We start from the raw sequence: 25,510 nt of genomic DNA on the forward strand, positions 1-25,510 counted from the left end.
TCTGTGAACCCGGCGCGTGAAGCGACCGCCGAACCAAGCGCGCTGGTGGAGGCGTGGCCGTGACCCGTGGCCGTTTTTGTGCTGCCACGCCAACCGAGCCGGACGTACTATTGGCTATGGCTGCGGCGCATGTCACTGAGATCGAACGGAAGTTTGACGTCAAGGATTCGGTTCTCCTACCGCCCCTGCAGGACCTGCCCGGCGTTGACCGGGTGGAAGGGCCTGTGGAGCACCGGCTGGAGGCCGAGTACTTCGACACCGAGGACCTGCGCCTGGCAGCGGCGCAGGTAACACTGCGCCGACGAACCGGCGGCGAAGACGCAGGATGGCACCTGAAACTGCCCTCCGGCCCGGACGAGCGGACGGAATTCCACGAACCGCTCGGGGAAGCCTCCGACGGGGTCCCCGAACCCCTCCTGAAGCTGGTGCGCGTGCACACCAGGCAGCGGGCCCTGGGCCCCGTTGCCAGGCTGGAGACCAGGCGCATCGTGCACCGCCTCCTGAATAAAAAGGGCGCCGTTCTCGCCGACGTCAGCGATGACCAGGTGCAGGCCGAGGCGCTCAAGCCCGAACAAACCGTCCAGCACTGGCGGGAGTGGGAGATCGAACTCGTCAAGGGCTCCCGGAAACTGCTCGACGCCGGTCAGGACCTGCTGGCGGCCGCCGGCGTCCGGCCCTCCGCCCACCGTTCCAAGCTTGCCCGCGCGCTGGGCCGGGATCCGCAGGAAACCGAAGATGCCGCCCCGCAACCCAAACCCAAGAGCCCTGCGGCGGACGTCGTGCTTGCCTACCTTTGGGAGCAGGTCCGGGAGCTCAAGGCCCAGGACCCCCTCGTGCGCCTGGACACATCGGATGCGGTGCACAAGATGCGCGTGGCCACCCGTAGGATGCGCTCACTGCTGGCTACGTACCGGAAGCTGCTGAAAGACGCTGAGGCGGTGAATTCCCTCCGGAGTGAACTGAAGTGGCTGGCCGGCGTGCTCGGCGAGGCCCGTGACGCCGAGGTCATGCATGCCCGGCTCAAGGACATGATCGCGGAGGAACCGGGAGAGCTCGTCATGGGACCGGTCCTCCGTCGGGTCGATCTTGAGCTCGGTGCCGACTACCAAAAGGCCCACACCAAGGTACTGGAATCACTGGATGGGCGGCGCTACTTCCGTCTCCTCGATGCCCTGGAGTCGCTGCTGGCCGCCCCGCCCCTGGCGCCGCTCGCTTCCAAACCGGCACGCAAGGTGATCCCGCGGCTGATCCAGCGGGACGTGAAACGCCTACGCACGGCGGTTCTGGAAGCAACGAGACATCCTGCCGGCACCGGTGACCACCCGGCCCTGCATGAGGCGCGGAAAGACGGCAAGCGCCTGCGGTACGCCGCCGAAGCCGCAACGCCCGTGAATCCCAAGAGCGCCGGCCAACTGGCCGATGCAGCCCACCGCGTACAGAAGGTCCTCGGTGATCACCAGGACAGCGTCGTCACCCGCGACCTCTTGCGCCGGCTCGGCGCCGAGGCCTTCGTTCAAGGCGAGAACGGATTCAGCTATGGCCGCCTGCACGCCCTCGAGCAATCCATCGCTTTGGAATCGGAAGCCCGCTTTCACCGCGAGTGGAAGAAATTTCCCTCCGGATCATTGACCAAATAGGAGCCGGCGGGGGCGCTGCTAATCCAGCAAGGAAACAGTGACCGGGCGGCGCCGCCACAATTCTGTCTGCTCCGCCAATTCGGCCAGCCGGTGCGCGCGGGCGGACTCCGCGGGCGTGAACGGTGCCTGTGGACGCGAAAAGTACAGGGGCACAAGCCCGGGCTCTGCCTTCGCACGTGCCACGCCACTCGAGGCGGGCAGGAGCTGACACCGGCACGCTGTCCTAGACCGGCACTTTCATCGTCCACACTTATCACGTGCGTACTTTTGGTGTTGAGGAAGAATTCCTGATCGTGGACCCCCGTAACGGCAGTCCCCTGCCCTTGGCCGGAGAAATGCTGCGGCTCCACGACCCCGGCCGCCAGGCGCTGAACCACCCTTTGCCCCTGCCTGTGCTGGCTGTCGAGCTGCAGCAGGAACAACTCGAAGTCATCACCCGCCCGCACAGCAGTCTGAGCGGACTCGCCGCCGAGATACGGGCAGGCCGGTTGTATGCAGACTCACTCGCCCGGAAGGCGGGCGCGAGGATTGCAGCCCTGGCCACGTCCCCGACGCCGGTCACGCCCCTTGCCACTCGCGGCGACCGCTACGACGCGCTGGTGGAGAAATTTGCCCTGACGGCGCGGGAGCAGCTGACGGGCGGCTACCACGTCCACGTTTCCGTCGCTTCGGATGAGGAAGGCGTCGGGGTCTTGGACCGGATCAGGTCCTGGCTGCCGCCCCTCATCGCCCTGAGCTCGAATTCCCCGTTCTGGAACGGCGCTGACACCGGTTATGCCAGCTTCCGCACCCAGGCCTGGAACCGGTGGTCGTCCGCAGGGCCGACTGACGTTTTCGGCTCGGCCGAGGCATACCACGCAATGGTGGCAGGGCTGTCGGGCACCGGGGTCGTCACCAGCCCCGACTTCGACGCGCGTCTGTCCGTCCGCCACCCGACGGTCGAGATCCGGGTGTCAGATGTTTGTCTGGACGCCCGGGACGCCGCTTTGATTGCGGCCCTGGTGCGGGCCTTGGTGGAGACCGCCGCCAGGGAATGGGAGGCCGGGCAGGCACCGGACTTGGTTCCAGCCGCGATCCTGCGCCAGGGCGCCTGGCGAGCCAGCCGGTTCGGCCTGCACGGGGACCTGCTCCATCCGGTGAGGCACACCCCGGATACGGCCAGTAACGTCGTTGCCGCTCTTCACGCGCACGTCCGGGATGCCCTCGACGAGACCGCGGACGCAGCTTACGTCGAGCAGTCCCTGCAAAGGATCCTCAGCCTCGGCACGGGGGCTAGCCGGCAGCGGCAGGCTTACGGGCGCAACGGCAGCCTGGCCGACGTCATCACGCATGCCATCGACGTTACCCACGGGGCAGCCGCCGATCACCAACTCGAGGAACGACTCGTTTAACAACTCCCGAACCGGGACGAAGACACCGCCCTCGCAAGCTCGGGCTGAGTCGTCGGGGACCTACCGGGTAAGCGTCCGAATGATCAGGATCAGTCGCCGACGGCTTCGCGGCCACGACGCACAATGAGCGGGTCGGAGTCATATACGACCGAGGTGTCCTTGTCGTCGTAGTCGAACTGATTGAGGAAGAAGCGAATGGCGTTGATCCGCCCCCGCTTCTTGTCGTTCGACTTGATGGTGGTCCACGGCGCGTGGTCCGAGTCGGTGCGCAGGAACGTCTGCTCCTTGGCTTCCGTATAGTCATCCCACCGGTCCAGGGAGGCAAGGTCCACGGGTGAGAGCTTCCAGCGCCGAACCGGGTCAATTTGGCGGATCGCGAAGCGCGTTCGTTGCTCGTGACGGGTGACCGAAAACCAGAACTTGCACAGGTGGACCCCGGAATCCACCAGCATTTTCTCGAAGAGCGGCGCCTGCCCCATGAAGGTGCGATACTCGTCGTCGGTGCAAAACCCCATGACCCGTTCCACATTCGCCCGGTTGTACCAGGAGCGGTCGAACAACACGATTTCTCCGGCCGTGGGCAGGTGCTGGACGTAGCGCTGGAAGTACCACTGGCCCTGTTCACGATCGGACGGTTTGCCCAGCGCCACGGTCCGGGCCGAACGGGGATCCAGATGCTCGGTGAAGCGCTTAATGGTCCCGCCCTTGCCGGCAGCGTCACGGCCCTCGAAAACGATCACGTTCTTGAGGCCGAGATCCTGGCCCCAGTACTGGAACTTCAGCAGTTCCACCTGCAGGCGGTATTTGTCCAGCTCGTATTCCTCCCGGGACATCCGCTCGTGGTAGGGATAATCCTCCCGCCACGTCTCCACCGCGGAGCCTCCCGGGTCGATGAGCTCCGGGTCCTCGCCTTGCCCGCCCCGCACTGTGTAGCCCAGCGTCACGAGACGATCTATGGCCTCGCGCAGGTTGTCCCTGACCCACCACGGATCTCCGGGCGTCCATGGGCTGCCTGCCTGCGCCATCCGGTTCTCCTTCCGGCATCGCCAAAGCTCGACGGCAGTCTAACAGGACAGGCCATCGAGCCGTAGAGGCCAATTCTTTACGGTCCACGCAAGCACTTGCGGGAATCAGCCGATCGCAAGAATCAGGTAGAGGACGGTGAGTACCAGCGCGGTGGGCGTCATGACGAGGCGCTCCGGCTTGCTGCGGGAGATCCCGTTCATGATCACGCCGAGGGCGAAGTACGCCGTCAGCACCCACATGAAGATCGAAGTGACAGTCTCGCTGCCCAACAGGGGCGCCATGCCGGCTTCTGCGAGCGCCGCGTACCCGAAAAGAGCGTAAAGGACGATTGAAAGTGCACTTCCGGCCCGGAGCTTGGCCGGCAGGACATCGTGCTGTCCTCCCCAAGCAAATCTTCCAAGACGCGCGCCGCCGATAAGGGCTCCTTGAAAGACGGCCAGTCCGGCCAGGATGGCGCAGGCGGCAAACGCGGCTAACTGGTCCAACAGCATAACGACCCCATCTTCCTGTCTTTTTAAGACAATCTCCGTACCTGCCGATCGCCGAACACTCGTCAGGCAGCCGGGCGCACCCTTAGGTGTCACAGGAGCTAGCTGTAGCAGCGCAAGATTAACAGTCGGCGTCGGCGGTCTCGTTCAGCCCCGGGGTCCTTCGGGGCGGAAATAAGTACAGTTAGCGGAATGAAAGACGATGGACAGGAGGCTCAGGTGGCCGGGACGACTGTGGCCGAGGTGATGGCCGAACTGGCCGAGCTCGAGGATCCGCGGGCACGCGAGGTGAACGAGAAGCATGGTGACGACCACGGTGTGAACCTCAGCAAACTTCGTGCGCTTGCTAAGCGGCTGAAGACGCAGCACGAATTCGCGCGCCAGCTCTGGGCGACGGGTGACACCCCGGCGAAACTGCTGGCGATCCTGATCTGCCGCCCGAAGGCGTTCGATCGTGACGAGCTGGACGTCATGCTGCGCGCGGCGCGCACACCCAAGGTGCACGACTGGCTCGTGAACTACGTGGTGAAGAAGAGCCCGCACGCCGAAGAGCTGCGCCTGGCCTGGTCCGCCGATCCGGATCCCGTGCTGGCGAGCGCCGGCTGGGCACTGACCACCGAACGCGTGGCCAGGAAGCCCGAGGGCCTCGACCTCGCAGGACTGCTCGACGTCATCGAGGCGGAGATGAGAGATGCACCGGATCGCCTGCAGTGGGCGATGAACCACTGCCTGGCTCAGATCGGGATCGAGCACGCGGAGCAGCGCTCCCGTGCCGTCGACATCGGTGAGCGCCTGGAGGTGCTCAAGGACTACCCGACTCCCCCGAACTGCACGTCGCCGTTCGCGCCCGTCTGGATCAACGAGATGGTGCGCCGACAGGGCGGAAAGTAGGGAGGACCGGCCCCGGCTATGTTTGCGGCGATGCCGCGCCGAAGAACCGCGCTTCCGGCCCGGAGGGGGGTGCCTCCCGGGCTTTGTCCGCGATGAAGTCCCGGTCGTCCTGCGAAAGGGGTGTGCCCCCGTGGCGGTCACGATCCGCCGGCCGGTCGGTCTCTTTACAGATGATGGCTGCTATGGTCCGCGGCAGGACCATGGATCCGGGGTGGTCGGTGAGCCATCGCTGCGTAGAGGGTGTGAGCTTGTCCCAATTGCCCCTGATGTCCATCTCCATTGATGTTGCCTTCCTAGGCTGGTCGGGCATTTGCATCCCGGCGCAGGCGAGCGGGTCGCGCCCAGCGTACCCCCGTTTCCGGATAAGGAGAAGGGAACAACAACCGGTCTGACAGACGGACCGCAGATAACAATGGGCCCGGGGCCAATGGCGTCCGTGGCTGCCGTGGAATTATCGGCTAGAACCTGCCTGTGCGGCGTAGGCGGTGGCCTGCTCGCGCACGTGGTCCACATAGGAATCAGACTGGTTGTAGGAGTAGACAGCATCCGTCCAGCCCCGGGCAGTGGTGAGGTCACGGCCGCCGACGCACAGGTACGAGGCCGCACTCAGGGCGGCATCGTCGATATTGAGCGGGTCGGATTCTCCGTCGCCGTTCCCGTCCCGCCCTGCCATCTGCCAGGTGGTGGGAATGAACTGCATTGGTCCGACGGCGTGGTCCCAGATAGCATCGCCGTCCAGGACGCCGTCGTCCGTATCAGGGATGGCGGCAAAACCCTCACCGTTGAGGCTGGGGCCGACAATGGGCCGGCTTGCCTGCCCGGCCGGAGTCAGGCTTCCGCCGCCGTAAGTTCCGTGGGCGGATTCCACGAAGCCGATGGCCGCCACCGTGTTCCACCCGATCCCGCAGGTCGGAGAGGCGGCGTTGGCCAGCCCGGCCGCGGCCGCATAGGCCCGGAGCGCCCGGACGGGTATGTCGGTCCGGGCGGCAGTCCGGGCAAGCCACTTGGCGTCAAAGCTGCCCGGGGTGATGTTCACGGCCGGGTCGCTGTTGGTCGACAGCACTTCCAGTTTCGCCTCCGATCGGGGCGGTGGCGGATTGACCCCGATGGTCTCCGCACCCGACACCCGGAGTGCCCAGAAGGTGAGACCGGTAATGACGAAGAATGCGACAAGGATAAGGACTGCCAGGCGTTTCAGACGGAGCATGGTCTAGCTGAACCGTCCCGCGGGCATCCCGGTCCTGGGCGTTGGCTTACCGGCATCCGGGGGTTTCGCGGGCTGCAGCGCCTCCATGGAAGCGTACCGGACGTCGGATCGGACTTCGTCGTAAGCGGTTGCCACGTGGGTGTTTCTCTTTCCGGGTGTGTTGTCTGACCCGGAAAGCAACCTACACCATTGCATAGACAAACCTTGGCGCGAGGCCCACCGGACACCCGCCCATGGCGCGGATTTTGGACTGGCCAGAGCCACCGAGGTCCGGATCCCGCCGGGTATCCGCGCCCATACCCGTCTGCCGTGCCCCGGTCCTATACTCGATGCACCGGCGGATCACTGCAGTCGCAGCGACGGTAGCGGAGAAAGGTCGCGGTCACCGTGGTCAGGAATCCATTCAGTCACGCCAAGCATGGGCATGACGATCAGTCGAAGACCGGGACGCACCATCGTTCCTGGCTTCAGCGCGAAAACGACGCCATCAGCCACGGCAAGAGCAGCCTGTTTTTTATCGCTCACGAAACTCCGCCGCCGCCGTCGGCGACGTGCCTTCAGGGACACGAAATCCTGCCTGGGGAAACTACCTGCAGCAAAGGCCATCCCATCGGCTAAGAGGCAGGCGCCGGTCACCCCTGAACGTCAGCCATGACCCGTTCGCCGTTGAAGTATTCGAGCTCCCAGCCGTCAACGGCATGGTGGTGGGCCAGGTTGAGCACGGCGTTGTCGATGCTCGTCAGGGTACGGCCGACTGCGCGGCTAAGGCTCAGGCGCAGCAGCGTGCCGTGGGCGACCACCAGGACGCGGCCGCCGCGGAACTCCTCGGCCAGCGCTTCCAGCGCTTCCAGCGCGGCCAGCCCGCGGGAGCCTGCCTCGTCTTCGCTTTCTGCGCCGCGGAAACCGCCGGGGATGCGCAGGGCGTCCAGTTCGGGGCCGTCCTGCATGCCTCCCGCGGGTCCGAAGCTGCGCTCGGCGAGGTCCGGCAGGCGCCGGTCGACGCCGAGCCCCAGTCCGGCGGCGATCAGGTCGGCAGTTTCCGCGGCGCGGCTCAGCGGCGAGGACACGATCGCATCCCACTCGTAGTCGGACAGGACGGCGACGGCGTCGCGCGCCTGGCCGCGGCCGACGTCGTTAAGCGGAATGTCGGTGGATCCCTGCAGCCGGCGCTGCGCATTCCAGTCTGTCTGGCCGTGGCGGACAAGGGCTAGCGTCGTTAGGGTCATGCCTTCCATTCTCCGGCACAGCGGAGACCGGTCCGTCACGCCGTATTAGACGGCGTCGGTCGGAGCGGCCCGGTGATCGATCTCGGCGGTCAGTTCGTCGATCCGATCCAGTGCGGCATTAAGGTGCTCCACCGTCGCCCACAGGGCCGGATGCTCTTCGCGGACGCGTTCGAGCGTGGCGCCGGCTGATGTGAGCGCGGCGAGATCGAAACTCACATTTGTGCGCGCCCCCGTTACCGCTGCCCTGAGGGCACCGAACGCGACGACGACATCGGCGATGAGCGCCGGGTTGCCGTTGGAGGCGAGCCACCCCAGGTCCCCGATGGCATCGATGGCCCGCTCGCCCAGCACGGCGGATGCCTTGGCGGCCTCGACGGAGGCCCGGCGTATCGCGTCCTCGCGGTCCGGCCCCGGCTCCAGGCGAAACGCCGCCCCGAAAGCCTGGGATGCCGATGCGTCGTCATCGGCCAGCCGAAGAGCGGCTTCCCGGAGTGAACGCGCCCGGGCGCGAACATTGGCGAGCTCCGTGCGCTCGTGCTCCTCAGGTTCCGTATAGCCGGCAACCATCGAGGTCAGTGACGCAGCGACGGCAAGCATCAGCCCCGCCCCGGCCCCGCCGCCTGGCGAACCGATGGACTCTGCCAAAGCCCGCGTCCAGTCCTCAACCGTCGAGCCTTGCGTAGTTACCGCTTCAGAGTCAGCCATGACACCAAGTGTGCCCTTTAGTCGGCCTGCCGCACGAGCAGCGCTACGGGATCGGCAGCGGTGACAGCGGTTTTGTGACTGCGAAGGCGAAGGTCGTCTTGATCGATGCGAGTGACGGAATGGCGCGGAGATCCGTGCGCAGGAGTTCCTCGTAGGTGGCGAACGAATCGACGACGATCTTGGCGAGATAGTCGTCATCCCCGGCGAGCAGGTATGCCTCAACCACCTCCGGGACCGAGCGGAGCTTTGCCTCGACCGCGTCCACGACCTCCGGGGTGTGCGAGAGAAGCGTCAGCCGGGCAAAGGCGGTGATCTCAAGCCCGACGGCGCCCTGGGAAACAACGGCGGTGTAGCCGGCGATCACCCCGCTGTCCTGCAGATGCCGTACCCGCCGAAGGCACGGCGAGGGAGACAGTCCCACGCGGTCCGCCAGTTCCTGGTTCGTCAGCCGGCCGTCCTGTTGCAGCTCAAGCAGGATATGCCGGTCAATATCATCAAACGTCGCCATTGGCAGATTCTACTACTGGACGGCTGTTTCCCGGCAGAAGCAGCAATCGACTGCCTTTTCAGTTTCCCTACTATTGCTGTGGTGAAGCGAATGCGGATGCAGAAGGAGTTGCCGGTGAATAGCCAGATGCGCACGAGGCTGATGGGCGCAGGTGCACTCGCGGCCACGGTTGTCCTTTGGTCTTCCTTTGCACTGTCGGCCAAGGGAATCGGCGCATCGAGCCTGGCCACCATCGACGTAGCGCTCATCCGCTTCCTGACGCCGGCGGTGCTCCTCGTTCCGTGGATCCCGCGCACGGTACGGGCCCTCCGGCGGGAGCGGCCGGGCGCACTCCTCCTCCTCATCGGCGGATTGCCGCACTTCCTGCTCTTTGCCTTCGGGGCGCACCTGACGACGGCGGGCCTGACCGGCCTGCTTGTGCCCGGCACGGTGCCCCTGTTCGTCACCGTGATCACCTTCGCCGTGTGGCGCAGCCGCGTCCCCGGGCGGCAACTGCTCGCCCTCGGGTCGATCGTCGCGGGTGTCGCGGCGAGCGCCTTCCAGGCGACCCCGACGACGACGTCCGCCGGCATCGGCGTGCTGCTCGCCGGCGGGCTGGCCTGGGCCGTGTTCACGATCGGCCTCCGGCGTACGCAACTTGACCCGATCGGCGTCGTCGTTCTCATCTGTACGCCCTCGGCGCTGGCCGCCACAGGCCTCGCCGTCTCCGGCCTCATGCCGTCGCACCTGGCGGACGGCACGGCAAAACTACCCGACATCCTGGTGTTCACTGCGCTCCAGGGCGTCGGGACGGGGCTCCTGTCCACGCTCTGCTACGCCTACGCCGTGCGCGCGCTCGGCAGCAATATCTCGGCGGCCACGGGCGCCGTAAGCCCGGTTCTGACCGCGGTGGTCGCGGTACCGCTCTTTGGCGAGCTCATGACACCGGCCCTCGCCATGGCCCTGGCGCTCATCGTCATCGGCGTCATCACCTTCAACGCGCTTCCGGCCTACGGTGCTGCCAACCGGCCGGCGGCCTCCAGCTGGATCCGGGCGGCCGGCGTGGAACATGCTGCCTCGCCGTCGTCGGAGCAGGGCCGAAGGGGCAGGGGAATGGGCGCCCCCAATTAACGAGGCTATTGCTTGCCGTATTTGCGGTGGACGGCCTGCTTGCTGACTCCAAGGCACAGCGCAATCGCTTCCCAGGACAGGCCCGCCTGCCGGGCCTTGCGGACCAGGGACGCCTCGGCGCGTCCGACTTCCTTCTGCAGTTCCGCCACCGCAAACAGCGCTTCAGCGGGACCTTTCCCGTCCATCGATGCCACCAGCGTTTTCATCCGCTCCACCTCCACGCGTCAACTTTAGTTGACGAATGGAGGGGCGTCAACATAAGTTGACGGTCCTTCGCAGCGCCCCTTGGCGAGCTGCTTTAACGCGGAAGGAGTGCGTCGGTCAGCGGACGGGCTCCGTTCCCGGCGCACCGTCCTCCGGCAGCAGGTGCTGCACTAACCAGTCCCTGGCCAGAACCGCAGCCTGCTCCAATGTCCCGGGTTCTTCGAAGAGGTGGGTTGCACCCTGGACCAGTTCCAGTCGGTTGGGGCAGCGCATCTGGGCCTGTGCCCCGCGGTTGAGCTCAAGCACCCGGTGATCGGCGCTGCCGACAATCAACAGCGTCGGGGCGCGGACCAGGCCAAGCCAAGGGCCGGCCAGGTCAGGACGGCCGCCCCTTGAGACGACGGCGCCGATCTGCTCCCCCTGTTCGGCTGCCGCCCACAACGCGGCGCCTGCACCCGTACTAGCGCCGAAGTACCCCACACTGCAGGAGGCGGTGTCCGGCCGGCCGCCGAGCCAGGCCGTGGCCGCGGTTAGCCTGCGCGCCAGCAGTTCGATGTTGAACACGTTGCCGCGGTCCCGCTCCTCCGCGGGGCTGAGCAGGTCCAGGAGCAAGGTGCCCAGCCCCGCATGCTGGAGCACCCTGGCGACGAACCGGTTTCGCGGACTGTGGCGGCCGCTGCCGCTGCCGTGCGCGAACACCACCACGCCTGCAGCCGTCCGGGGAAGGTTCAGGTGTCCATGGAGCCGCACCCCGTCCGAGTGGATCTGAACGTCCTGATCGAGGCCAGGGTTTCCGGAGGGTGAGGACGCCCGCTGCGCACGCTGGGCGGCAGCATCGAGCAGCAACGCCACCTCGTCGTCGCTCGTCGGGGAGAAGTCACGGTAGTGCTGGCTGACGGCTGAGAGTTGCCGGGGCGTGGCGAGGCACACCACCTCGTCCGCCTCCTTCAATGTGCCGAGGATGTCGGCCGGGGCAACCGGAACGGCGAGGATCACCCTCGCTGCCCCCAGTTTGCGTGCGATGCTGCAGGCCACGCGGGCGGTTGACCCGGTGGCGATGCCGTCATCGACGATCACGGCGGTGCGGCCGTCCAGATCCATGTGGGCCCGGCCGGCCCGGAAGCGCGCCACCCTGTCATCAAGCAGACGCCGCTCCCGCCGTTCAACAGCCTCCAGGTCTTCATGCTTGACCCGTGCGAAAGACAGGACGCGCTTATCCAGGGCGTATGCCCCGTCTTCCCCGATGGCACCCATCGCAAGTTCGGGCTGGGACGGCACTCCCAGCTTGCGCACCAGGATCACGTCCAGCTCCGCGTCGAGTGCCTTGGCAACCTGGAAGGCCACCGGAACTCCGCCGCGAGGCACGCCGAGAACCACAGCGCCCCCGCCACGGAGGTACTCCAGCCGCAGCCCCAACTGCCGCCCTGCATCAGCCCTGTCCGCGAAAATCCCCATCACTGCTCCTGCTCCCACTATCCCGCACGATGCCGAACGCTGCGAGGCCTTTTTACGGCACGGAACCGCTGAGGCTTCCTGAGTCATTCCGACGGCGGATACCGCCTCCGCCGGTTGATTGGCACCGGCCTGGAAGCGGTGCATTCTGATAGCAGGGGCCTTGCAAGTTGGAGGTGGGGCATGCGGATCGCTCTCCTGGGGGACGTCATGCTGGGCCGGCTGGTCAACGACCGGCTGAAGGCGGCGGAACCCGCCTATCCCTGGGGCGATACCCTCCCGATCCTGCGGCAGGCCGACGTCACGTTCGCCAACCTCGAATGCGTCCTGGCGGACGGCGGAACACCGATGCCCCGCAAGGTGTACCGCTTCCGCTCCGACCTCAAGAACGTTGCGAGCCTGAGGTCTGCGGCGATCGGGGTGGTGGGGCTGGCCAACAACCATGTGCTGGACTTCGGCGCTGATGCCCTCCGGGAGATGCTGGCGGCACTCGATCAGCACGGGATCCTGCGGGCCGGAGCAGGGCTGGACCTGGAGGCCGCCCGGCGGCCGGCAGTCCGGCGGGTGGGTCCGTTGGCCGTGGGCTTCATTGCCTTCACGGACAATCAGCCGGACTGGGAGGCAACCGGCGGCACTCCGGGAATCCACTACGTCCCCGTGGACGATGTGGACGCGGGCGACCGCCGCGTAACGGACTTGCTGGAGCTGGTCCGGCGGACGAAGGGCCGGGTCCAGCTGCTGATCATGTCGGCACATTGGGGCGGCAACTGGGGATCCGACGTCCAGCCCACCCATAGAAGCCTGGCCCGGCTGCTGATAGAGGCGGGGGCCGACGTCGTGTTTGGGCACTCGGCCCACATTTTCCGCGGCGTTGAGGTGTATCGGAACCGCCCCATTATCTACAGCGCCGGCGACTTTGTGGATGACTACGCCGTGGACCCGGCGGAACGCAACGACCAGTCATTCATCTTCCTCCTGGAAACCAGCGGAAGCGCGCCCGGCAGGTTGCGTCTGTACCCGACGGAGATCAACCACTTACAAACCCGGCTGGCGCGTCGGAGCGCGGGGAAAATTGCCGAGCGCATGCAACGGCTGAGCACGCAGCTCGGCACGCAGAGCAGCTGGATCGACGGCGATAGCGTCCTGGAGATACCGATCGCCCCAGGACTCACTTCGACGGTTTGACCACCATCGCCGACCCGCCCCCGCGCCTGACCGGCTCGGCCGCGGCGATCATGCGCCCGTCGGGCCTGAACTCGATGGCGGTGGCCGCGCCGATCTCTGCTGCCGAGGTGAACGCGTCACCCGACGGAGTGAACGCGTGACCGTACGGTGCCAGCCGTTTCTCATATGCCTTGATGAAAGCCGGCTCGGCCGTAACCTTGGCAGCGTTCCGCTGCGCCGCGCGCGGTGCCGCGATCGCGTTGGAGATGCTCATGCCCAGGTCCACCCGGTTCAGGATGGTCTGCAGAACGGTGGTGATGATCGTCGATCCGCCGGGTGAGCCGAGCGCGAGGAAGGGATCACCGTCCTTGAGGATGATGGTGGGCGACATCGAGGAGCGCGGGCGCTTCCCCGGTTCGATCCGGTTCGGGTCGGCCGGGTCAAACACTGTCGAGAAGTCGGTCAGCTCGTTGTTGAGCAGGAATCCGCGGCCGGGTACCACGATGCCGGACCCGCCGGTCTGCTCGATGGTGAGCGTGTACTCCACCACGTTTCCCCACTTGTCGGCGACCGTCAGGTTCGTCGTCGAGATGTTCTCGGTGTCCCTCTCGGCGGCGGGGGCCGCAGCGGCGGCCGGGCACGCGCCGTCGTAAGCGTCCACATCACCGGGCGCCACGGGCTTCACGGCCGCGCGCTTTGGGTCGATCTCGCACGAGCGCTCCTTGCCGAACAGCGGGTCCGTGAGGGCGTCCGTGGGAACGTCAACAAACTTCGGGTCACCCACGTACTTGCCGCGGTCCGCAAACGCGAGCGCGCTGGCCTCGAGGTAGTGGTGCAGGGCGTCCGGTGCTGACATCTCGGAAAGGTTGAACGTGTCCAGGATGTTCAGTGCCTCGCCGACTGTGGTGCCACCGCTGCTCGACGGCGCCATGCCGTAGACATCCAGGTCCCGGTATTCCACGTGCGTGGGCGACTGGTCCAGGGCGCGGTAGGACGCGAGATCCGCCGTCGTCAGGTGGCCGGCCGGGACGGGCAGCTTGGTGGTCTTGGTCTTCGGCGGAGCCTGGGCGGTGTCCGCGATCTCCTTCGCGAGCGGGCCGCGGTAGAAGCCGGGTGTTCCCTTCTGCGCGAGGAGCCGGTACGTTTCAGCGAGATCGGGGTTCTTGAAGACACTGCCGACGGCGGGAGCGTCGCCGCCGGGGAGGAAGAGCTTGCTCGTGGAGGTGAACGCCGCGAAGCGGACCTTATTGTCGAGGGTCTGCTGGCGGAAGGTCTCATCAACCTCGAAGCCTCGGTCCGCAACCTCAATGGCAGGCTTGAGGGCGTCGTCAAGGTCCAACGTGCCCCAGCGGTCCAGTGCGCGCTCCCAGGTGGCCGGCGTGCCGGGGACGCCCACGGACACGCCGCTCGTGACGAGCTCAGGCGTGAAATTGTAGGGCTTGCCGGTCTTGGGGTCGATGAATGCGTCGCGCGGCATCGCTGCCGGGGCAGTCTCGCGGCCGTCGATGGTGCCCACCCGGCCGGTTTCGGCGTTGTAGAACAGGAAATATCCCCCGCCGCCGATCCCGGCGCTGTACGGCTCGGTCACGCCGAGGGTCGCAGCAGCCGCCACGGCGGCGTCCGCAGCGTTGCCGCCGTCGCGAAGGACTTCGATCGCCGCTGCGGAGGCTTCAAGGTCCACGGTGCTTACCGCACCGCCATATCCGGTGGCGGTGGCGGTTTTTTTCGTCTCCCGCGGATCGGCGAACGCAGGGCTGGCGACGGCGCCGCCCGTCACGCTCAAAGCCAAGGCCGCCGTGACGGCCGCAAGTTGACGTCGTAGATGTGGCATGGTCGCTCCCCTGGGTGCGGATGCAAGTGACGGTACTGCCACGGTACTCCGCCGGGATGTGACACTCAACGCTTCGCCGGTTGCGGTCCCCTTGCAGCGTCGGGCGCAGCGGCAGGCAGCGGTCCGAGTTCGGTGGAACGGGGCGGGTTGGCCCCCGGCCGGGAGCAGGTGATCCCGGCGGCACGGTTGGCGTAAGCGGCGAGCGAATGAAGTTGGTCCGGGGCCAGCGATTGCAGCCGCTGCCTTCCTCCCGCTCCGAGCGCTCCAAGCTGGGCCAGGCCGGAGATGAGGGCGGCCATGAAGGAGTCGCCGGCCCCCACGGTGTCAGCCACGGTGATGGCTTCGGCGGGCATCTCCACCCGTCCCGTGCGGGCAAGGATGACGGGTCCGGCCGCTCCCCGAGTCAGTGCAACGATGGCCGGGCCGAGTTCGAGCCAGGCTTCCAGGGTCTCCTCCGGCCTGCGGTGCGGGTAGAGCCAGGCCAGGTCTTCATCGCTGGCTTTGACGATGTCGCTGGCGGCCACGAACAGTTCAGCCTGCGTGCGCGCCGCGGCCACGTCGGGGCTGATCCCCGGCCGGCAGTTAGGGTCAAAACTGATGGTCGAGTGCTCCCGGGCGGCCTCCACGAGGACAAGGGTGGCCTGATCGCCCGGCGAGAACACGGCGGCGATCGATCCGGTGTGGACATGGGTAGAACCTTGGACGGCGGCGAGCGCAGGCAGCGAGGCCCCGTTGATGTCCCAGGTGATGTTGAAGGCGTACGTGGCCGCCCCGTCGGGACTGAGCGTAGCGGTTGCCGTTGACGTGGGTTCGCTGCCGCCGCTGATCACGGTGACACCGTTGGAGTGCAGGTGCTCTTCGAGCATGATCCCGTACCGGTCCTCGGCGAAGTGCGTCACCAGAGTGGTCGGCAGGCCGAGCCGTGCAGAGCCCACAGCCACGTTCAGGGGGCTTCCACCGGGGTGGGCCTGGGTGCCCTCCCCCTGGCGCGGGTCGCTGATGATGTCGACGAGGGATTCGCCAATGACGGTGATCATGGTCAACGGCCCGGGTAGACGACGGCTTTGAGCTGCCCGGGCTGCTTGCCGGCCTTGAGCGCGTCCTCCGATTCGGCGAGCGCGAACTTGCCGGTGACCAAGATGTCCAGGTCCACCTTTCCGTCGGCGATCAGCTGGATGGCCAGCGGCCAGGTGTTGGTGTACCGGAAGACGCCGGAGAGCCAGATCTCACGGTTCTGGATGTACGAGACGGGGAGTTCGACGTCGTCCGCTCCCAACCCGACCAGGACGACACGTCCGGCCGGTGCCACTGCCTTGATGCCGGAGCGGACGGCCTGCGGGGCGCCGGAGGCGTCGATGAACGCGTCAACGTCGAGTCCTTCGACACTGTCGGTCTTCGCATTGAGAGCGTGGGTCGCGCCGTGTTCGAGCGCGAACGCGAGCCGGTCTTCAGCGATGTCGCTGATGTAGATTTCGGTAGCCCCGAAGGCCCGGGCGGTCTGGGCTGCGATGATGCCGATCGGGCCGGCACCGGCAATCAGGACTCGGCTGCCGGGCTTGATGTCGGCGCGTTCGCAGGCCCACAGCCCGACGGAGAGCGGTTCGATCAGGGCGGCGGCTTCGTCACTGACAGTATCCGGGATGTCGTAGGCGAAGTCGGACTGGATGGTCACGAACTCGGCGAACGCGCCGTCAACCGGCGGGGTGGCGTAGAACTCGATGTCCGGGCACAGGTTGTAGCGGCCTGCCTTGCACTGCTTGCACTTCCGGCAGGGGCGCTGGGGTTCGACGGCGACGCGCTGGCCGATGCGGGCCGGGTCAACGGCGCTTCCGACGGCGGCGATGCGGCCGGAGAGTTCGTGGCCGAGGATCAGCGGGTGGTCCACGACGTAGGGGCCGATCCGGCCGTGCTCGTAGTAGTGGACGTCGCTGCCGCAGACACCGACCGCGGCGACCTGCACCAGGACCTGGTCGGCTTCCACTTGCGGGAGGGGCAAGGTTTCCATGGCCATGTCGCCCTGGCTCTTGAGGATGTTGGCGCGCATGGTGGCGGGCAGTCCCGAGCCGGTTGCAGGTGACTGGGTGGTTGTTGTTGTCATCGAAGTAATCCTTGAAAGAGTTTGGCGGGGAACCGGCGGGCTATTTGACGGCGCCGAGGGAGAGGCCCTGGACGAGCTTGTCCTGGGCCGCGAAGCCGGCGAACAGCACCGGCAGGGAGATCACCACGGCGGCAGCGCAGACCTGGGCGAGGAAGAGGCCCTGGCCGGAGACGAAGCCGGTAAGGAACACGGGTGCGGTGCCCGCGACGACGCCGGTGAGGACCCGGGCCAGGAGCAGTTCGTTCCAGCTGAAGATGAAGCAGATCAAGGCGGTGGCGGCGATGCCGGGCATGGCCACGGGGGCAATGACTTTGCGCAGGATGAGCATGAGATTGGCGCCGTCGATCTGTGCTGCTTCGAGCATTTCTTCAGGCACTTCGGCCAGGAAGGAGCGCATCATCCAGACCGCGATGGGCAGGTTCATGGAGGTGTACATCAGGATCAGGAACCAGATGTTGTCCAGTGCCCCGACGGTCCGGGCGAAGAGGTACAGGGGCAGGATCGCCGCGACCACGGGCATCATCTTGGTGGAGAGGAAGAAGAACATCACGTCGGTCCATTTCTTCACCGGCCTGATGGACAGTGCATACGCGGCCGGGAAGGCCAGGAGCAGCACGAGGACCGTGGACAGGATCGAGGCGGTGGCGGAGTTGATCAGCGACGGCCACGGGCTGACGCCGGAGGTTTCGCCGAAGAACTCCCGGTAGGCGTCCAGGGTCAGGTTCGCCGCGATGGACGGCGGGTTCGTTGCCGCGTCGGTTTCGGAGTGGAAAGAGGTGAGGATCATCCATAGGACCGGGACGGCGAAGAGCAGGGCGAGCAGCCAGGCCGCGATGCCGGCGGCGGTGTTGTTGCGGGTTGGGTCCATGCGTGCCTTGCCGCGGCGTGGAGTGCGGCCGGTGTTCAGGGCGGTGGGGCCCGGTGGTGTGCTCTGCGGTGCGGCGGGGGTGAGCGTGCTCATCGTGCTGCCTCCTTCTTGAAGAGTGAAAAGACGGTGCGGAGTGCGAAGGTAGCCACGATGATGGTTCCGATGACCACCACGACGCCGGCGGCGGACGCCAGGCCGTATTCGTTGGCGAAGTAGAACGTCTGGTAGATGGCGTAGGGCAGGTTAGCGGTGCCCAGTCCGCCAGCCGTGAGCGTGAATACGGCGTCGAAGTTCTGCACGATGTAGATCGCCCCGAGCAGTCCGCCCAACTCCAGGTACTGGCGCAGGTGCGGCAGGGTCAGGTGCCGGAAGATCGCCCAGGGTGTGGCGCCGTCCATTTGGGCAGCTTCCACGGTGTCCATGGGACGGGACTGCAGGCCCGCGAGCAGGATGAGCATCATAAACGGCGTCCACTGCCAAACCAAGGAGAGGATCACGGCCATCATCGGCGCCTGGGACAGCAGGTCCAACTGGGGCGCCGTGGCGCTGCCAAAGAGGGACCAGATCCAGGTAAGGATGCCGTTGATCAGCCCGTACGTTGGGTTGAGCAGTGCGTGCTTCCAGATCAGGGCCGCGGCCACGGGCACCACCAGGAACGGCGCAATCAGCAGCGTCCGCGCCAGTCCGCGGCCGATGAACTTCTTGTCCAGCAGCAGGGCCAGGCCGAGCCCGATGAGCAGGCTGATGAGCACTACAGAAACGGTGAGGAGGATGGTGGTGAAGATTGCCTGGCGCAGGTCCGGATCCGTGAGGACCGTGACATAGTTCTCCACGCCGGCGAAGGCCGTCTTATCGGGGCTGAGGCTGTTCCAGTTCATGAACGAGATGATCAGCGTCACCACGAACGGAAGCTGGGTGACCAGGATGAGGAAGATCAGGGCCGGAAGCAGCGGTGCACGCCGTGCCCAGGCCAGGGCGCGTTCCCGCGACCGGGTGTTTCTTGAAGGGGTGGCTGCGTGGTGTCCCGGGCGGGAGATGCGCGCCGTTGCGGTAGTCATGATGTTCTCCTGCGGTTCGGTTAGGGCTGCTTGTACTTCTTGGCGACTTTTTCTGCGGCTTCCTGGCCCTTGGCCAGCGCGTCAGCCACGGTGCCCTGGCCCGCGATGGCGGAGCTGACCCCCTGGGAGACGTTGGTGCCCAGGGCGGCGAACTCGGGAATGCCCACAAACTGGATGCCGACGGCCGGGCGTTCCTGGGCGCCGGGATTTTTCGGGTCGGCGTTCTCAATGGCGAAGCGTTCGGCTTCGAAGAACGGCGCCGCCTTCTGGAATTCGGCATTCTCGTAGGTGGAGATGCGCTTGCCGGAGGGAACCTTTGCCCAGCCGAGCTTGGAGGCCACGAGTTGCTCGTACTCCTTGGAACTGGCCCAAGCAACGAACTTCCCGGCAGCATCCTGCTTCTTTGAGGCGGCCTGCACAGCCCAGGACCAGGTCCACAACCAGCCAGAGGACTTGGTTTCCTTGACCGGCGCCTGGGCATAGCCGATCTTCCCCTTCACGGGGGAGTCCTCGGCTTCCAGGGCGCCGGCGGCGGACGTGGCGTCGTACCACATGGCCACTTTGCTCTGGCTCATGTTGTTCAGGCACTCTGTAAAGCCGGCCTGGGCGGCGCCTGCCTCGCCGTGCTCGCGGACCAGCTTGGTGTAGAACTCTGTGGCTGCCGTGAATTCCGGGGAGTTGACCTGCGCGTTCCAGTCCTTGTCGAACCAGGTTCCGCCGAAGGTGTTCACCACGGTGGTCAGCGGCGCGAACACCTGGCCCCAGCCGGGCTGGCCGCGGAGGCAGATGCCCTTCATGCCCGGTGCCGCACCATCGACTTTGGCTGCGATGTCCGCAACCTCATCCCAGGTGGGCTTGTCCGGCATGGTCAGGCCCTTGGCGTCCAGGATGTCCTTCCGGTACATCAGGAAGGAGGATTCGCCGTAGAACGGTTCGCCGTAGAGCTTGCCGTCCTCGCCGGTAAGGGACGCGGTGTAGGCGGGCAGGATGTCGTCCTGGTCAAACTCGGGATCCGCAGCAACCTTGTCTAGCGGCGCGAGCCAGCCGTTGGCGGAATAGAACGGGATCTCGTAGTTGGACAGCGATGCGACGTCGTACTGGCCGGCCTGGCTGGAGAACTCCTGGCTGATCTTGGCCCGGACGTCGTTCTCCGGCAGGATGGTGTAGTTGACCTTGATGCCGGTTTCCTTGGTGAAGTTATCCGCGGTGAGCCGCTGCAGGTCCTCCATCTGAGGGTTGTTCACCATCAGGACATTGATGCTGTTCGGGTTTCCGGCGGAATTGCCTCCGCCGGCACCTGCACAGGCCGAGGCACTCAGCGCGACGCACAAGGCGCCGGCGGCCAGGGTCGCAGCACGCATTCTTGGGCGCATTAAGGACTCCTTTGTTCTTCATGGGGTGTGCAGCCGCTGCACCTCAACTGCTGTGTCGAAGTACCGGACTGGAGCGGGGCATCAGATCGGAATTTCCAGGTGCCGCGCTTGTGTTCCTCAAGATTAGGCTTGTGGCCTACTGCACAACTAGCGTCCTGGTTGCCAGTTTCTGATACTAATTTTCCCCGGCAGTGTTCCGTGAAGCGCTAATCTAGAGGCAGGTGCCAGTGGTGCCGTCTATTTTTCATGATCCAGACTCAGGGAGAACCCCCATGACCGTGCCAGACGCGGACGGCGGCGCAGCAGCCCGCTTGGCCGAGCGCCTGCTCGGCATGCGCGCTAACCGTGAGGTCATCCCGGCCGACCCGCACCATTCAGTCCGTTGGCACGAGCATGACTATCCGAGTCCGCTGGCGCGCTGGAATTACCATCCCGAGTACGAGATCCACCTAATCCGGAAGGGCACCGGAAAATTCATTGTCGGAGACCACATCGGAACGTTCGAGGCGGGGCACGTGTCCCTCGTGGGATCGGGGCTCCCGCACGACTGGGTCAGCGACCTTGAGCCCGGAGAAGTGCTCGAGAAACGCGACGCCGTGATCCAGTTCGACGGCAAATGGATCCAGCAGTCCGCCTCGGTCATTCCCGAGATGGGCCAGGTCCAGCCCCTCCTCGAACAGTCCGCACGGGGAATTGAGTTCCTCGGACGCTCCGCCGCGACCGCAGCCAGGTCCATCGAAGCCATGGGATCAACCACCGGGCTGGAACGGCTTCACCACCTCCTGGAACTCTTTGCGATCCTGACCCGCGCACCGCAGGAGGAACGCCGCTACCTTGCCGACGAATGGTTCAGGCCGCAACTGGACGGCCAAGCCGCAGCCGTGGTGGACATCGTCCTCGAGTACGTGTTCAGCAATCACGCCGGAACCGTCAAGATGTCAGAGGCGGCGGCACTGGTCGGGATGCCCGAGCCAACATTTTCGAAGTACTTCAAACGGGCCACCGGCCAGAACTTCAGCGACCTGGTGCGCAAACTCCGCCTGGCCCACGCACGGCGCCTGCTGGAGCGCAGCGACAAAGCCATTTCGGATATTTGCTACGAAGTGGGCTTCTCAAACCTGTCCAACTTCAACCGCCATTTCCTCAATGATGCGGGGGAAACCCCTCGGCACTACCGCCAACGGGTGCAGGGCTGACCTCCACTTCCGTCCGCACCGGCTCTCACCGAAGCTGCCCGCCGGCGACCGCGCGGTAGCGCGCGAGCACGTTGGGGGTAGGGTCGGCGGTGACGACGGCGGTCCTTGCGGTCTGCCACTCGGGGAAGAAACCCAGAAGCACGCCAGCCGCCTGCCGGGCCGCGCCGTCGGCCACGTACTCGCCGGGCTCCGGCACCACGACGGGCAGGCCGAAGATGGCCGCCGCCACCTGTTGCACGGCTTCGGACCGCGCGCCGCCGCCAACGAGGATGATCCGCCCCGCCGAAACGCCCAGGTCCGTGAGCGCCTTCAGCCCGTCCGCGAGGGAACAGACAATTCCCTCGACGGCGGCGCGGGCCAGGTTTTCCGGCGTGAAGTTTTGCAGCGTCATGCCGTGCAGCGAGCCCGTTGCGTCCGGGAGATTGGGGGTCCGCTCGCCCTCGAAGTAGGGAACGAACGCCAGGCCGCCGGCGCCCGGGCTTGCCGAAAGCGCGAGCTCCGAGAGCCGTGGCAGTCCCACCGACAGCAAAGCGGCGGTCGCGTCCAGCACCCGGGAGGCGTTGAGTGTGCAGACCAAGGGCAGGTAGTGCCCCGTTGCATCAGCGAAACCCGCAACAAGGCCGAGGGGATCAGCCGTGGGCCTGTCCGCGACGGCGAAGACCGTGCCGGAAGTTCCGATGGACACCACGACGTCGCCCACACCGGCGGCGACGCCCAGCGCCGCTCCGGCGTTGTCCCCGGCGCCGGGGCCGATCAATGCGCCCCCGGGCGTGGTCAAGCCGCTGGCAAGCGGCGCGAGGACGGCAGGCAGGACGGGGATGTGCCCCAGCGTGCTTTCCAGCACCTCGGGGAGGTAGGCGCCCGTAGCGGGCGACCAATAACCCGTTCCGGAAGCATCCGAGCGGTCCGTCCGCAGCGCGGCAAGTCCCTCGGTGCCGCTTCCGGGTCCGAACCCGGCCAGCCGCCAGCTGAGCCAGTCGTGCGGGAGGCAGACGGCGGCCGTGCGGGCTGCGTTGTCCGGTTCGTTCTCGGCCAGCCAGCGCAGCTTGGTGGCCGTGATTGAAGCGACGGGCACTGTGCCGGTGGTCCTGGCCCAATGGAGCCGGCCGTCGTCGTCACTGCCCCGTCCGGCTTCCTTGATCAGGGCCGCTGCGGCCGGGGCGGAACGCGTGTCATTCCACAGCAGGGCGGGGCGGACTACCTCGCCGGACGCGTCCAGGCAGACCATCCCGTGCTGCTGGCCGCCCACCGATACCGCGGCGACGCCGTCGAGGCCTCCGGCCATGGCGATCGCGTCCTGAAGGGCCTCCCACCAGGCGTCGGGGTGCACCTCGGAGCCCGCCGGGTGCCGGGCGGACCCGTGGCGCACCAGCGCCCCGGTCTCGGCGTCACGGATGACGACCTTGCAGGATTGGGTGGAACTGTCGATTCCGGCGACCAGGGGCATGGGGGCTGTTCTTTTCAGTCGGGGCCCCTGCCGGGGCGAGAGGCTGGTACTGCCGGGCCCGGCGGAGCGGACCCGGCAGCGGTTCAGGATTCCAGTATCAGCGGGCGCTGAGCAGGTGCTCGATGGCGAGCTGGTTGAGCCGGACGAAAGCGAACGAGCGCTCGGCGGCCTTGTCGGCGTCGAAATCCTCGAAGGCGGACGCGTCAGCCAGCAGATCCGCGGTGGTCTCACCGGCGTTGAGCGTCGGCTCGGCGAGCTCGGGAATGCCCGATGTCTTCATGGCTTCCTGGACGTCGGGGTCGGCGCGGAAGGACAGGGCGCGTTCCTTCAGCAGCAGGTACATGGCCATGTTGGCCTTGGCGGATTCCCACACGCCGTCGTAGCCGTCCGTGCGCGAGGGCTTGTAGTCGAAGTGGCGCGGGCCGTCATACTTCGGGCCGCCGTTCGGGAAGCCGTTTTCGAGCAGGTCCACGGTGAAGAAGGCGCTGGTGAGATCGCCGTGGCCAAACACCAGGTCCTGGTCGTACTTGATGCCGCGCTGACCGTTGAGGTCGATGTGGAACAGCTTGCCCGCCCACAGCGCCTGCGCGATGCCGTGGGTGAAGTTCAGGCCGGCCATCTGTTCGTGGCCGGTCTCCGGGTTCAGGCCGACGATGTCACCGTGCTCGAGCTGGGCAATGAAGGCCAGGCCATGGCCCACCGTGGGCAGGAAGATATCGCCGCGCGGCTCGTTGGGCTTCGGCTCAAGGGCAATCCGCATGCCGTAGCCCTTGTCCTTGATGTAGGCCGCGGCAGTATCCACGCCCTCCTTCATGCGGTCCAGCGCGGCCGCGAGGTCCTTGGACCCGTCGTATTCGCTGCCTTCGCGCCCGCCCCACATGACGAAGGTTTCCGCGCCCAGTTCAGCGGCGAGATCAATGTTGCGCAGGACCTTGGCAAGGGCGAAGCGCCGGATGGACCGGTCGTTGGAGGTGAAGCCGCCGTCCTTGAACACCGGGTGGCTGAACAGGTTGGTGGTCACCATGGGGGTCTTCAGGCCGGTCTCGGCCAGGGCTGCCTTGAAGTTCTTCAGGATCAGTTCGCGCTCGGAGGACGTGGCATCGAACGGGACCAGGTCGTTGTCGTGGAAGGTGATGCCGTAGGCGCCCATTTCGCTCAGCCTGTGGACGGCCTCCACCGGATCCAGGGCGGAGCGCGTGGGCTCGCCGAAGGGGTCATTGCCGGTCCAGCCGACAGTCCACAGGCCGAAGGTAAAGCGGTCTTCCGGGGTTGGCGTAACAGCCATAGTGAGCACCTCATTGGGCTAGCAGGAGTGTGTTTCTGAAAGAAACGAATTAGTATGGAATCTGAACTATATGGCTTGTGATGAACTTGGGTCAACAGTTTTTGGTACTGTGCCGAAAAACAGCAGAAGGGCAGGACATGCGCGGGGTAGACAGTGCAGGCTGAGGCTCCCGGCCGGGTGCAGGATGTGCGGCGGCAGAACCTGGCCGTGGCATTGGGCGCCATCCAGCGGACGGAACGCTCCACCCGCGCCGAGATCGCCGCGCGCACGGGCCTGACCAAGGCGTCCGTCTCGAGCCTCGTCGCCGGACTGCTGGAAACCGGACTGGTCGAGGAAGTAGGCGTAACCCGCGACGGCGAACGCGGCCGGCCCGGCAGCGGGCTCGTGCTCAACCGGCAGCGGGGGGCGCTGGGCGCGGAGGTCAACGTGGACTACCTGGCCGCCGGCGTCGTGGACCTGCTCGGCGAAGTCCGCGTTCAGGAAGTGGTTGAGCGGCCCCCGGGCGGCAGTCCTGAAAAGATACTCGGGGAGCTCCGGGCGCTGGCCCGGCGGGTCACCACGGCAGCAGATGCCGACGGGATGGTGCTGCTGGGCGGCGGGTTGGCGGTGCCCGGGCTGGTGGATCCGGCCCGCGGACTCGTCCTGACCGCACCCAACCTCGGCTGGCGAAACGCCGCAATGGCGCAGCAACTCGAAGCGCTGCTCCCCGGGGCACCGCTCGGCGTCGTCCTGTCGAACGAGGCCAACAGCGCCGCCCTGGCCGAACTCTGGTACGGCCACGGTTCCTCGTTCCGGGACTACCTCTACGTCTCGGGTGAAGTCGGCGTGGGCGGCGGACTCATCCTCGGGTCCGAGCTCTTCGCGGGCCCCAGCGGACATGCCGGTGAGGTGGGGCACCTGGTGGTCCAGCCCGATGGCCCGCAGTGCAGCTGCGGTGGCCGCGGATGCCTGGAGACGGTGGCCGGGCAGCACGCGATTTGCTCCGCCGCGGGCATCGACGGCACGTCGACTGCCGACCGGATGGCCGCGTTGTTGCGTGCCCTCGACGCCGGCTCACCGGAGGCGGCCCGGGCCGTGGAAACGGCGGGCCTCTATCTGGGCGTGGCACTCGCGTCCGCCGCCCGCATGGTCAACGTGTCCGCAGTGATCCTGGGCGGGCACTTCGCCGCCCTGCAGAAGTGGATCGGGCCGAGCTTGCTGCGGAGCCTCGGCAGCTACGCCCCCGGCGTAGTTCCCGCGGACGGCGTCGCCTTCTCCGACCTCGGGCAGACGGCGGCGCTGCGGGGAGCGGCGGGAAGCCGACTGCGCGAGGTATTTGCCAGTCCGCATGACCTGCTGAACTGAC

25 protein-coding genes are annotated in these 25,510 nt (G+C 66.5%); 7 read left to right on the plus strand and 18 right to left on the minus strand.

The features are described from left to right. Positions 1 to 116 precede the first annotated feature (116 nt). Both CXQ90_RS15100 and CXQ90_RS15105 read left to right on the plus strand, forming a co-directional pair. Positions 117 to 1,637, plus strand: coding sequence for a CYTH and CHAD domain-containing protein (locus CXQ90_RS15100; protein WP_104140204.1), 1,521 nt, complete (start codon positions 117 to 119; stop codon positions 1,635 to 1,637). Between the two features lie 257 nt (positions 1,638 to 1,894). Next, the gene (locus CXQ90_RS15105; protein ID WP_104140205.1) at positions 1,895 to 3,028 is read left to right on the plus strand and encodes a glutamate--cysteine ligase; all 1,134 of its coding nucleotides are present in this window, start codon (positions 1,895 to 1,897) and stop codon (positions 3,026 to 3,028) included. An 89-nt stretch (positions 3,029 to 3,117) separates the two neighbouring features. Here the strand turns inward: CXQ90_RS15105 and ppk2 are convergent, their stop codons facing one another. After that, positions 3,118 to 4,053: a polyphosphate kinase 2 gene (gene ppk2 / locus CXQ90_RS15110; protein WP_104140206.1), complete on the minus strand. Its 936-nt coding sequence runs from the start codon at positions 4,051 to 4,053 to the stop codon at positions 3,118 to 3,120. A 105-nt stretch (positions 4,054 to 4,158) separates the two neighbouring features. Beyond that, on the minus strand, positions 4,159 to 4,545 hold the full coding sequence (locus CXQ90_RS15115) for a hypothetical protein (protein ID WP_308470554.1): 387 nt from the start codon (positions 4,543 to 4,545) through the stop codon (positions 4,159 to 4,161). Between the two features lie 189 nt (positions 4,546 to 4,734). Here CXQ90_RS15115 and CXQ90_RS15120 point away from each other — a divergent pair, with 189 nt between their 5' ends. Further along, positions 4,735 to 5,433 carry a DNA alkylation repair protein gene (locus tag CXQ90_RS15120; RefSeq protein WP_104140207.1) on the plus strand — a complete coding sequence of 233 codons (699 nt, stop codon included), beginning with the start codon at positions 4,735 to 4,737 and terminating at the stop codon, positions 5,431 to 5,433. A 16-nt stretch (positions 5,434 to 5,449) separates the two neighbouring features. On the opposite strand, the gene CXQ90_RS15125 is transcribed toward CXQ90_RS15120, so the two are convergent. The 6 genes from CXQ90_RS15125 to CXQ90_RS15145 form a co-directional block, all read right to left on the minus strand. Then, the gene (locus CXQ90_RS15125; RefSeq protein WP_181038579.1) at positions 5,450 to 5,713 is read right to left on the minus strand and encodes a hypothetical protein; all 264 of its coding nucleotides are present in this window, start codon (positions 5,711 to 5,713) and stop codon (positions 5,450 to 5,452) included. 171 nt (positions 5,714 to 5,884) lie between these two features. Then, positions 5,885 to 6,640, minus strand: coding sequence for a lytic transglycosylase domain-containing protein (locus CXQ90_RS15130; protein ID WP_104140208.1), 756 nt, complete (start codon positions 6,638 to 6,640; stop codon positions 5,885 to 5,887). Positions 6,641 to 6,982: 342 nt separating this feature from the next. Then, the gene (locus tag CXQ90_RS22160; protein WP_146068910.1) at positions 6,983 to 7,165 is read right to left on the minus strand and encodes a hypothetical protein; all 183 of its coding nucleotides are present in this window, start codon (positions 7,163 to 7,165) and stop codon (positions 6,983 to 6,985) included. 107 nt (positions 7,166 to 7,272) lie between these two features. Further along, positions 7,273 to 7,866 (minus strand): histidine phosphatase family protein, encoded by a 594-nt coding sequence (locus CXQ90_RS15135; RefSeq protein ID WP_104140308.1) that lies wholly within the window; start codon positions 7,864 to 7,866, stop codon positions 7,273 to 7,275. Positions 7,867 to 7,911: 45 nt separating this feature from the next. Beyond that, complete coding sequence (locus CXQ90_RS15140; protein WP_104140209.1) at positions 7,912 to 8,571, minus strand: cyclodeaminase/cyclohydrolase family protein; 660 nt, start codon at positions 8,569 to 8,571, stop codon at positions 7,912 to 7,914. Positions 8,572 to 8,614: 43 nt separating this feature from the next. Next, entirely contained in the window at positions 8,615 to 9,079 is a 465-nt protein-coding gene (locus tag CXQ90_RS15145; RefSeq protein WP_104140210.1) for an Lrp/AsnC family transcriptional regulator, read from the minus strand. A gap of 114 nt (positions 9,080 to 9,193) precedes the next feature. Between CXQ90_RS15145 and CXQ90_RS15150 the strand changes: the two genes are divergently transcribed. Further along, positions 9,194 to 10,189: a DMT family transporter gene (locus CXQ90_RS15150; RefSeq protein WP_181038580.1), complete on the plus strand. Its 996-nt coding sequence runs from the start codon at positions 9,194 to 9,196 to the stop codon at positions 10,187 to 10,189. 5 nt (positions 10,190 to 10,194) lie between these two features. Here CXQ90_RS15150 and CXQ90_RS15155 read toward each other — a convergent pair whose 3' ends face one another. Beyond that, positions 10,195 to 10,395 carry a transcriptional regulator gene (locus tag CXQ90_RS15155; protein ID WP_104140211.1) on the minus strand — a complete coding sequence of 67 codons (201 nt, stop codon included), beginning with the start codon at positions 10,393 to 10,395 and terminating at the stop codon, positions 10,195 to 10,197. A gap of 115 nt (positions 10,396 to 10,510) precedes the next feature. Continuing rightward, positions 10,511 to 11,848, minus strand: coding sequence for a phosphoribosyltransferase family protein (locus CXQ90_RS15160; protein WP_104140212.1), 1,338 nt, complete (start codon positions 11,846 to 11,848; stop codon positions 10,511 to 10,513). Between the two features lie 180 nt (positions 11,849 to 12,028). Between CXQ90_RS15160 and CXQ90_RS15165 the strand changes: the two genes are divergently transcribed. Beyond that, positions 12,029 to 13,030: a CapA family protein gene (locus CXQ90_RS15165; RefSeq protein WP_104140213.1), complete on the plus strand. Its 1,002-nt coding sequence runs from the start codon at positions 12,029 to 12,031 to the stop codon at positions 13,028 to 13,030. Here the strand turns inward: CXQ90_RS15165 and ggt are convergent. The 6 genes from ggt to CXQ90_RS15195 all read right to left on the minus strand — a co-directional run bounded on the left by ggt (position 13,014) and on the right by CXQ90_RS15195 (position 20,237). Then, a complete protein-coding gene (gene ggt / locus CXQ90_RS15170) occupies positions 13,014 to 14,840 on the minus strand; it encodes a gamma-glutamyltransferase (protein ID WP_104140214.1) in 1,827 nt (608 codons plus the stop codon). The two genes, CXQ90_RS15165 and ggt, sit on opposite strands and share 17 nt — an antisense overlap. 65 nt (positions 14,841 to 14,905) lie before the next feature. Then, entirely contained in the window at positions 14,906 to 15,877 is a 972-nt protein-coding gene (locus CXQ90_RS15175) for a carbohydrate kinase (RefSeq protein WP_104140215.1), read from the minus strand. A 2-nt stretch (positions 15,878 to 15,879) separates the two neighbouring features. After that, positions 15,880 to 16,938, minus strand: a complete 1,059-nt coding sequence (locus tag CXQ90_RS15180) for an NAD(P)-dependent alcohol dehydrogenase (RefSeq protein WP_104140216.1) — start codon at positions 16,936 to 16,938, stop codon at positions 15,880 to 15,882. Between the two features lie 40 nt (positions 16,939 to 16,978). Beyond that, the gene (locus tag CXQ90_RS15185; RefSeq protein ID WP_104140217.1) at positions 16,979 to 17,899 is read right to left on the minus strand and encodes a carbohydrate ABC transporter permease; all 921 of its coding nucleotides are present in this window, start codon (positions 17,897 to 17,899) and stop codon (positions 16,979 to 16,981) included. Continuing rightward, positions 17,896 to 18,864, minus strand: coding sequence for a carbohydrate ABC transporter permease (locus tag CXQ90_RS15190; protein WP_104140218.1), 969 nt, complete (start codon positions 18,862 to 18,864; stop codon positions 17,896 to 17,898). The genes CXQ90_RS15185 and CXQ90_RS15190 overlap by 4 nt, the downstream gene beginning before the upstream one ends. Positions 18,865 to 18,884: 20 nt before the next feature. After that, the gene (locus tag CXQ90_RS15195) at positions 18,885 to 20,237 is read right to left on the minus strand and encodes a sugar ABC transporter substrate-binding protein (RefSeq protein WP_104140219.1); all 1,353 of its coding nucleotides are present in this window, start codon (positions 20,235 to 20,237) and stop codon (positions 18,885 to 18,887) included. A 272-nt stretch (positions 20,238 to 20,509) separates the two neighbouring features. On the opposite strand from CXQ90_RS15195, the gene CXQ90_RS15200 reads away from it, so the two are divergent. Continuing rightward, complete coding sequence (locus tag CXQ90_RS15200; protein WP_104140220.1) at positions 20,510 to 21,433, plus strand: AraC family transcriptional regulator; 924 nt, start codon at positions 20,510 to 20,512, stop codon at positions 21,431 to 21,433. 25 nt (positions 21,434 to 21,458) lie between these two features. Here CXQ90_RS15200 and CXQ90_RS15205 read toward each other — a convergent pair whose 3' ends face one another. Both CXQ90_RS15205 and xylA read right to left on the minus strand, forming a co-directional pair. Continuing rightward, the gene (locus CXQ90_RS15205; RefSeq protein ID WP_104140221.1) at positions 21,459 to 22,880 is read right to left on the minus strand and encodes a xylulokinase; all 1,422 of its coding nucleotides are present in this window, start codon (positions 22,878 to 22,880) and stop codon (positions 21,459 to 21,461) included. A 97-nt stretch (positions 22,881 to 22,977) separates the two neighbouring features. Continuing rightward, on the minus strand, positions 22,978 to 24,165 hold the full coding sequence (xylA, locus tag CXQ90_RS15210; protein WP_104140222.1) for a xylose isomerase: 1,188 nt from the start codon (positions 24,163 to 24,165) through the stop codon (positions 22,978 to 22,980). A gap of 153 nt (positions 24,166 to 24,318) precedes the next feature. Between xylA and CXQ90_RS15215 the strand changes: the two genes are divergently transcribed. Beyond that, positions 24,319 to 25,509 (plus strand): ROK family transcriptional regulator, encoded by a 1,191-nt coding sequence (locus CXQ90_RS15215; protein ID WP_258064546.1) that lies wholly within the window; start codon positions 24,319 to 24,321, stop codon positions 25,507 to 25,509. Position 25,510 lies beyond the last annotated feature (1 nt).

The organism is Arthrobacter sp. ZGTC131, assembly GCF_002929275.1.
Classification (GTDB): Bacteria; Actinomycetota; Actinomycetes; order Actinomycetales; family Micrococcaceae; genus Arthrobacter.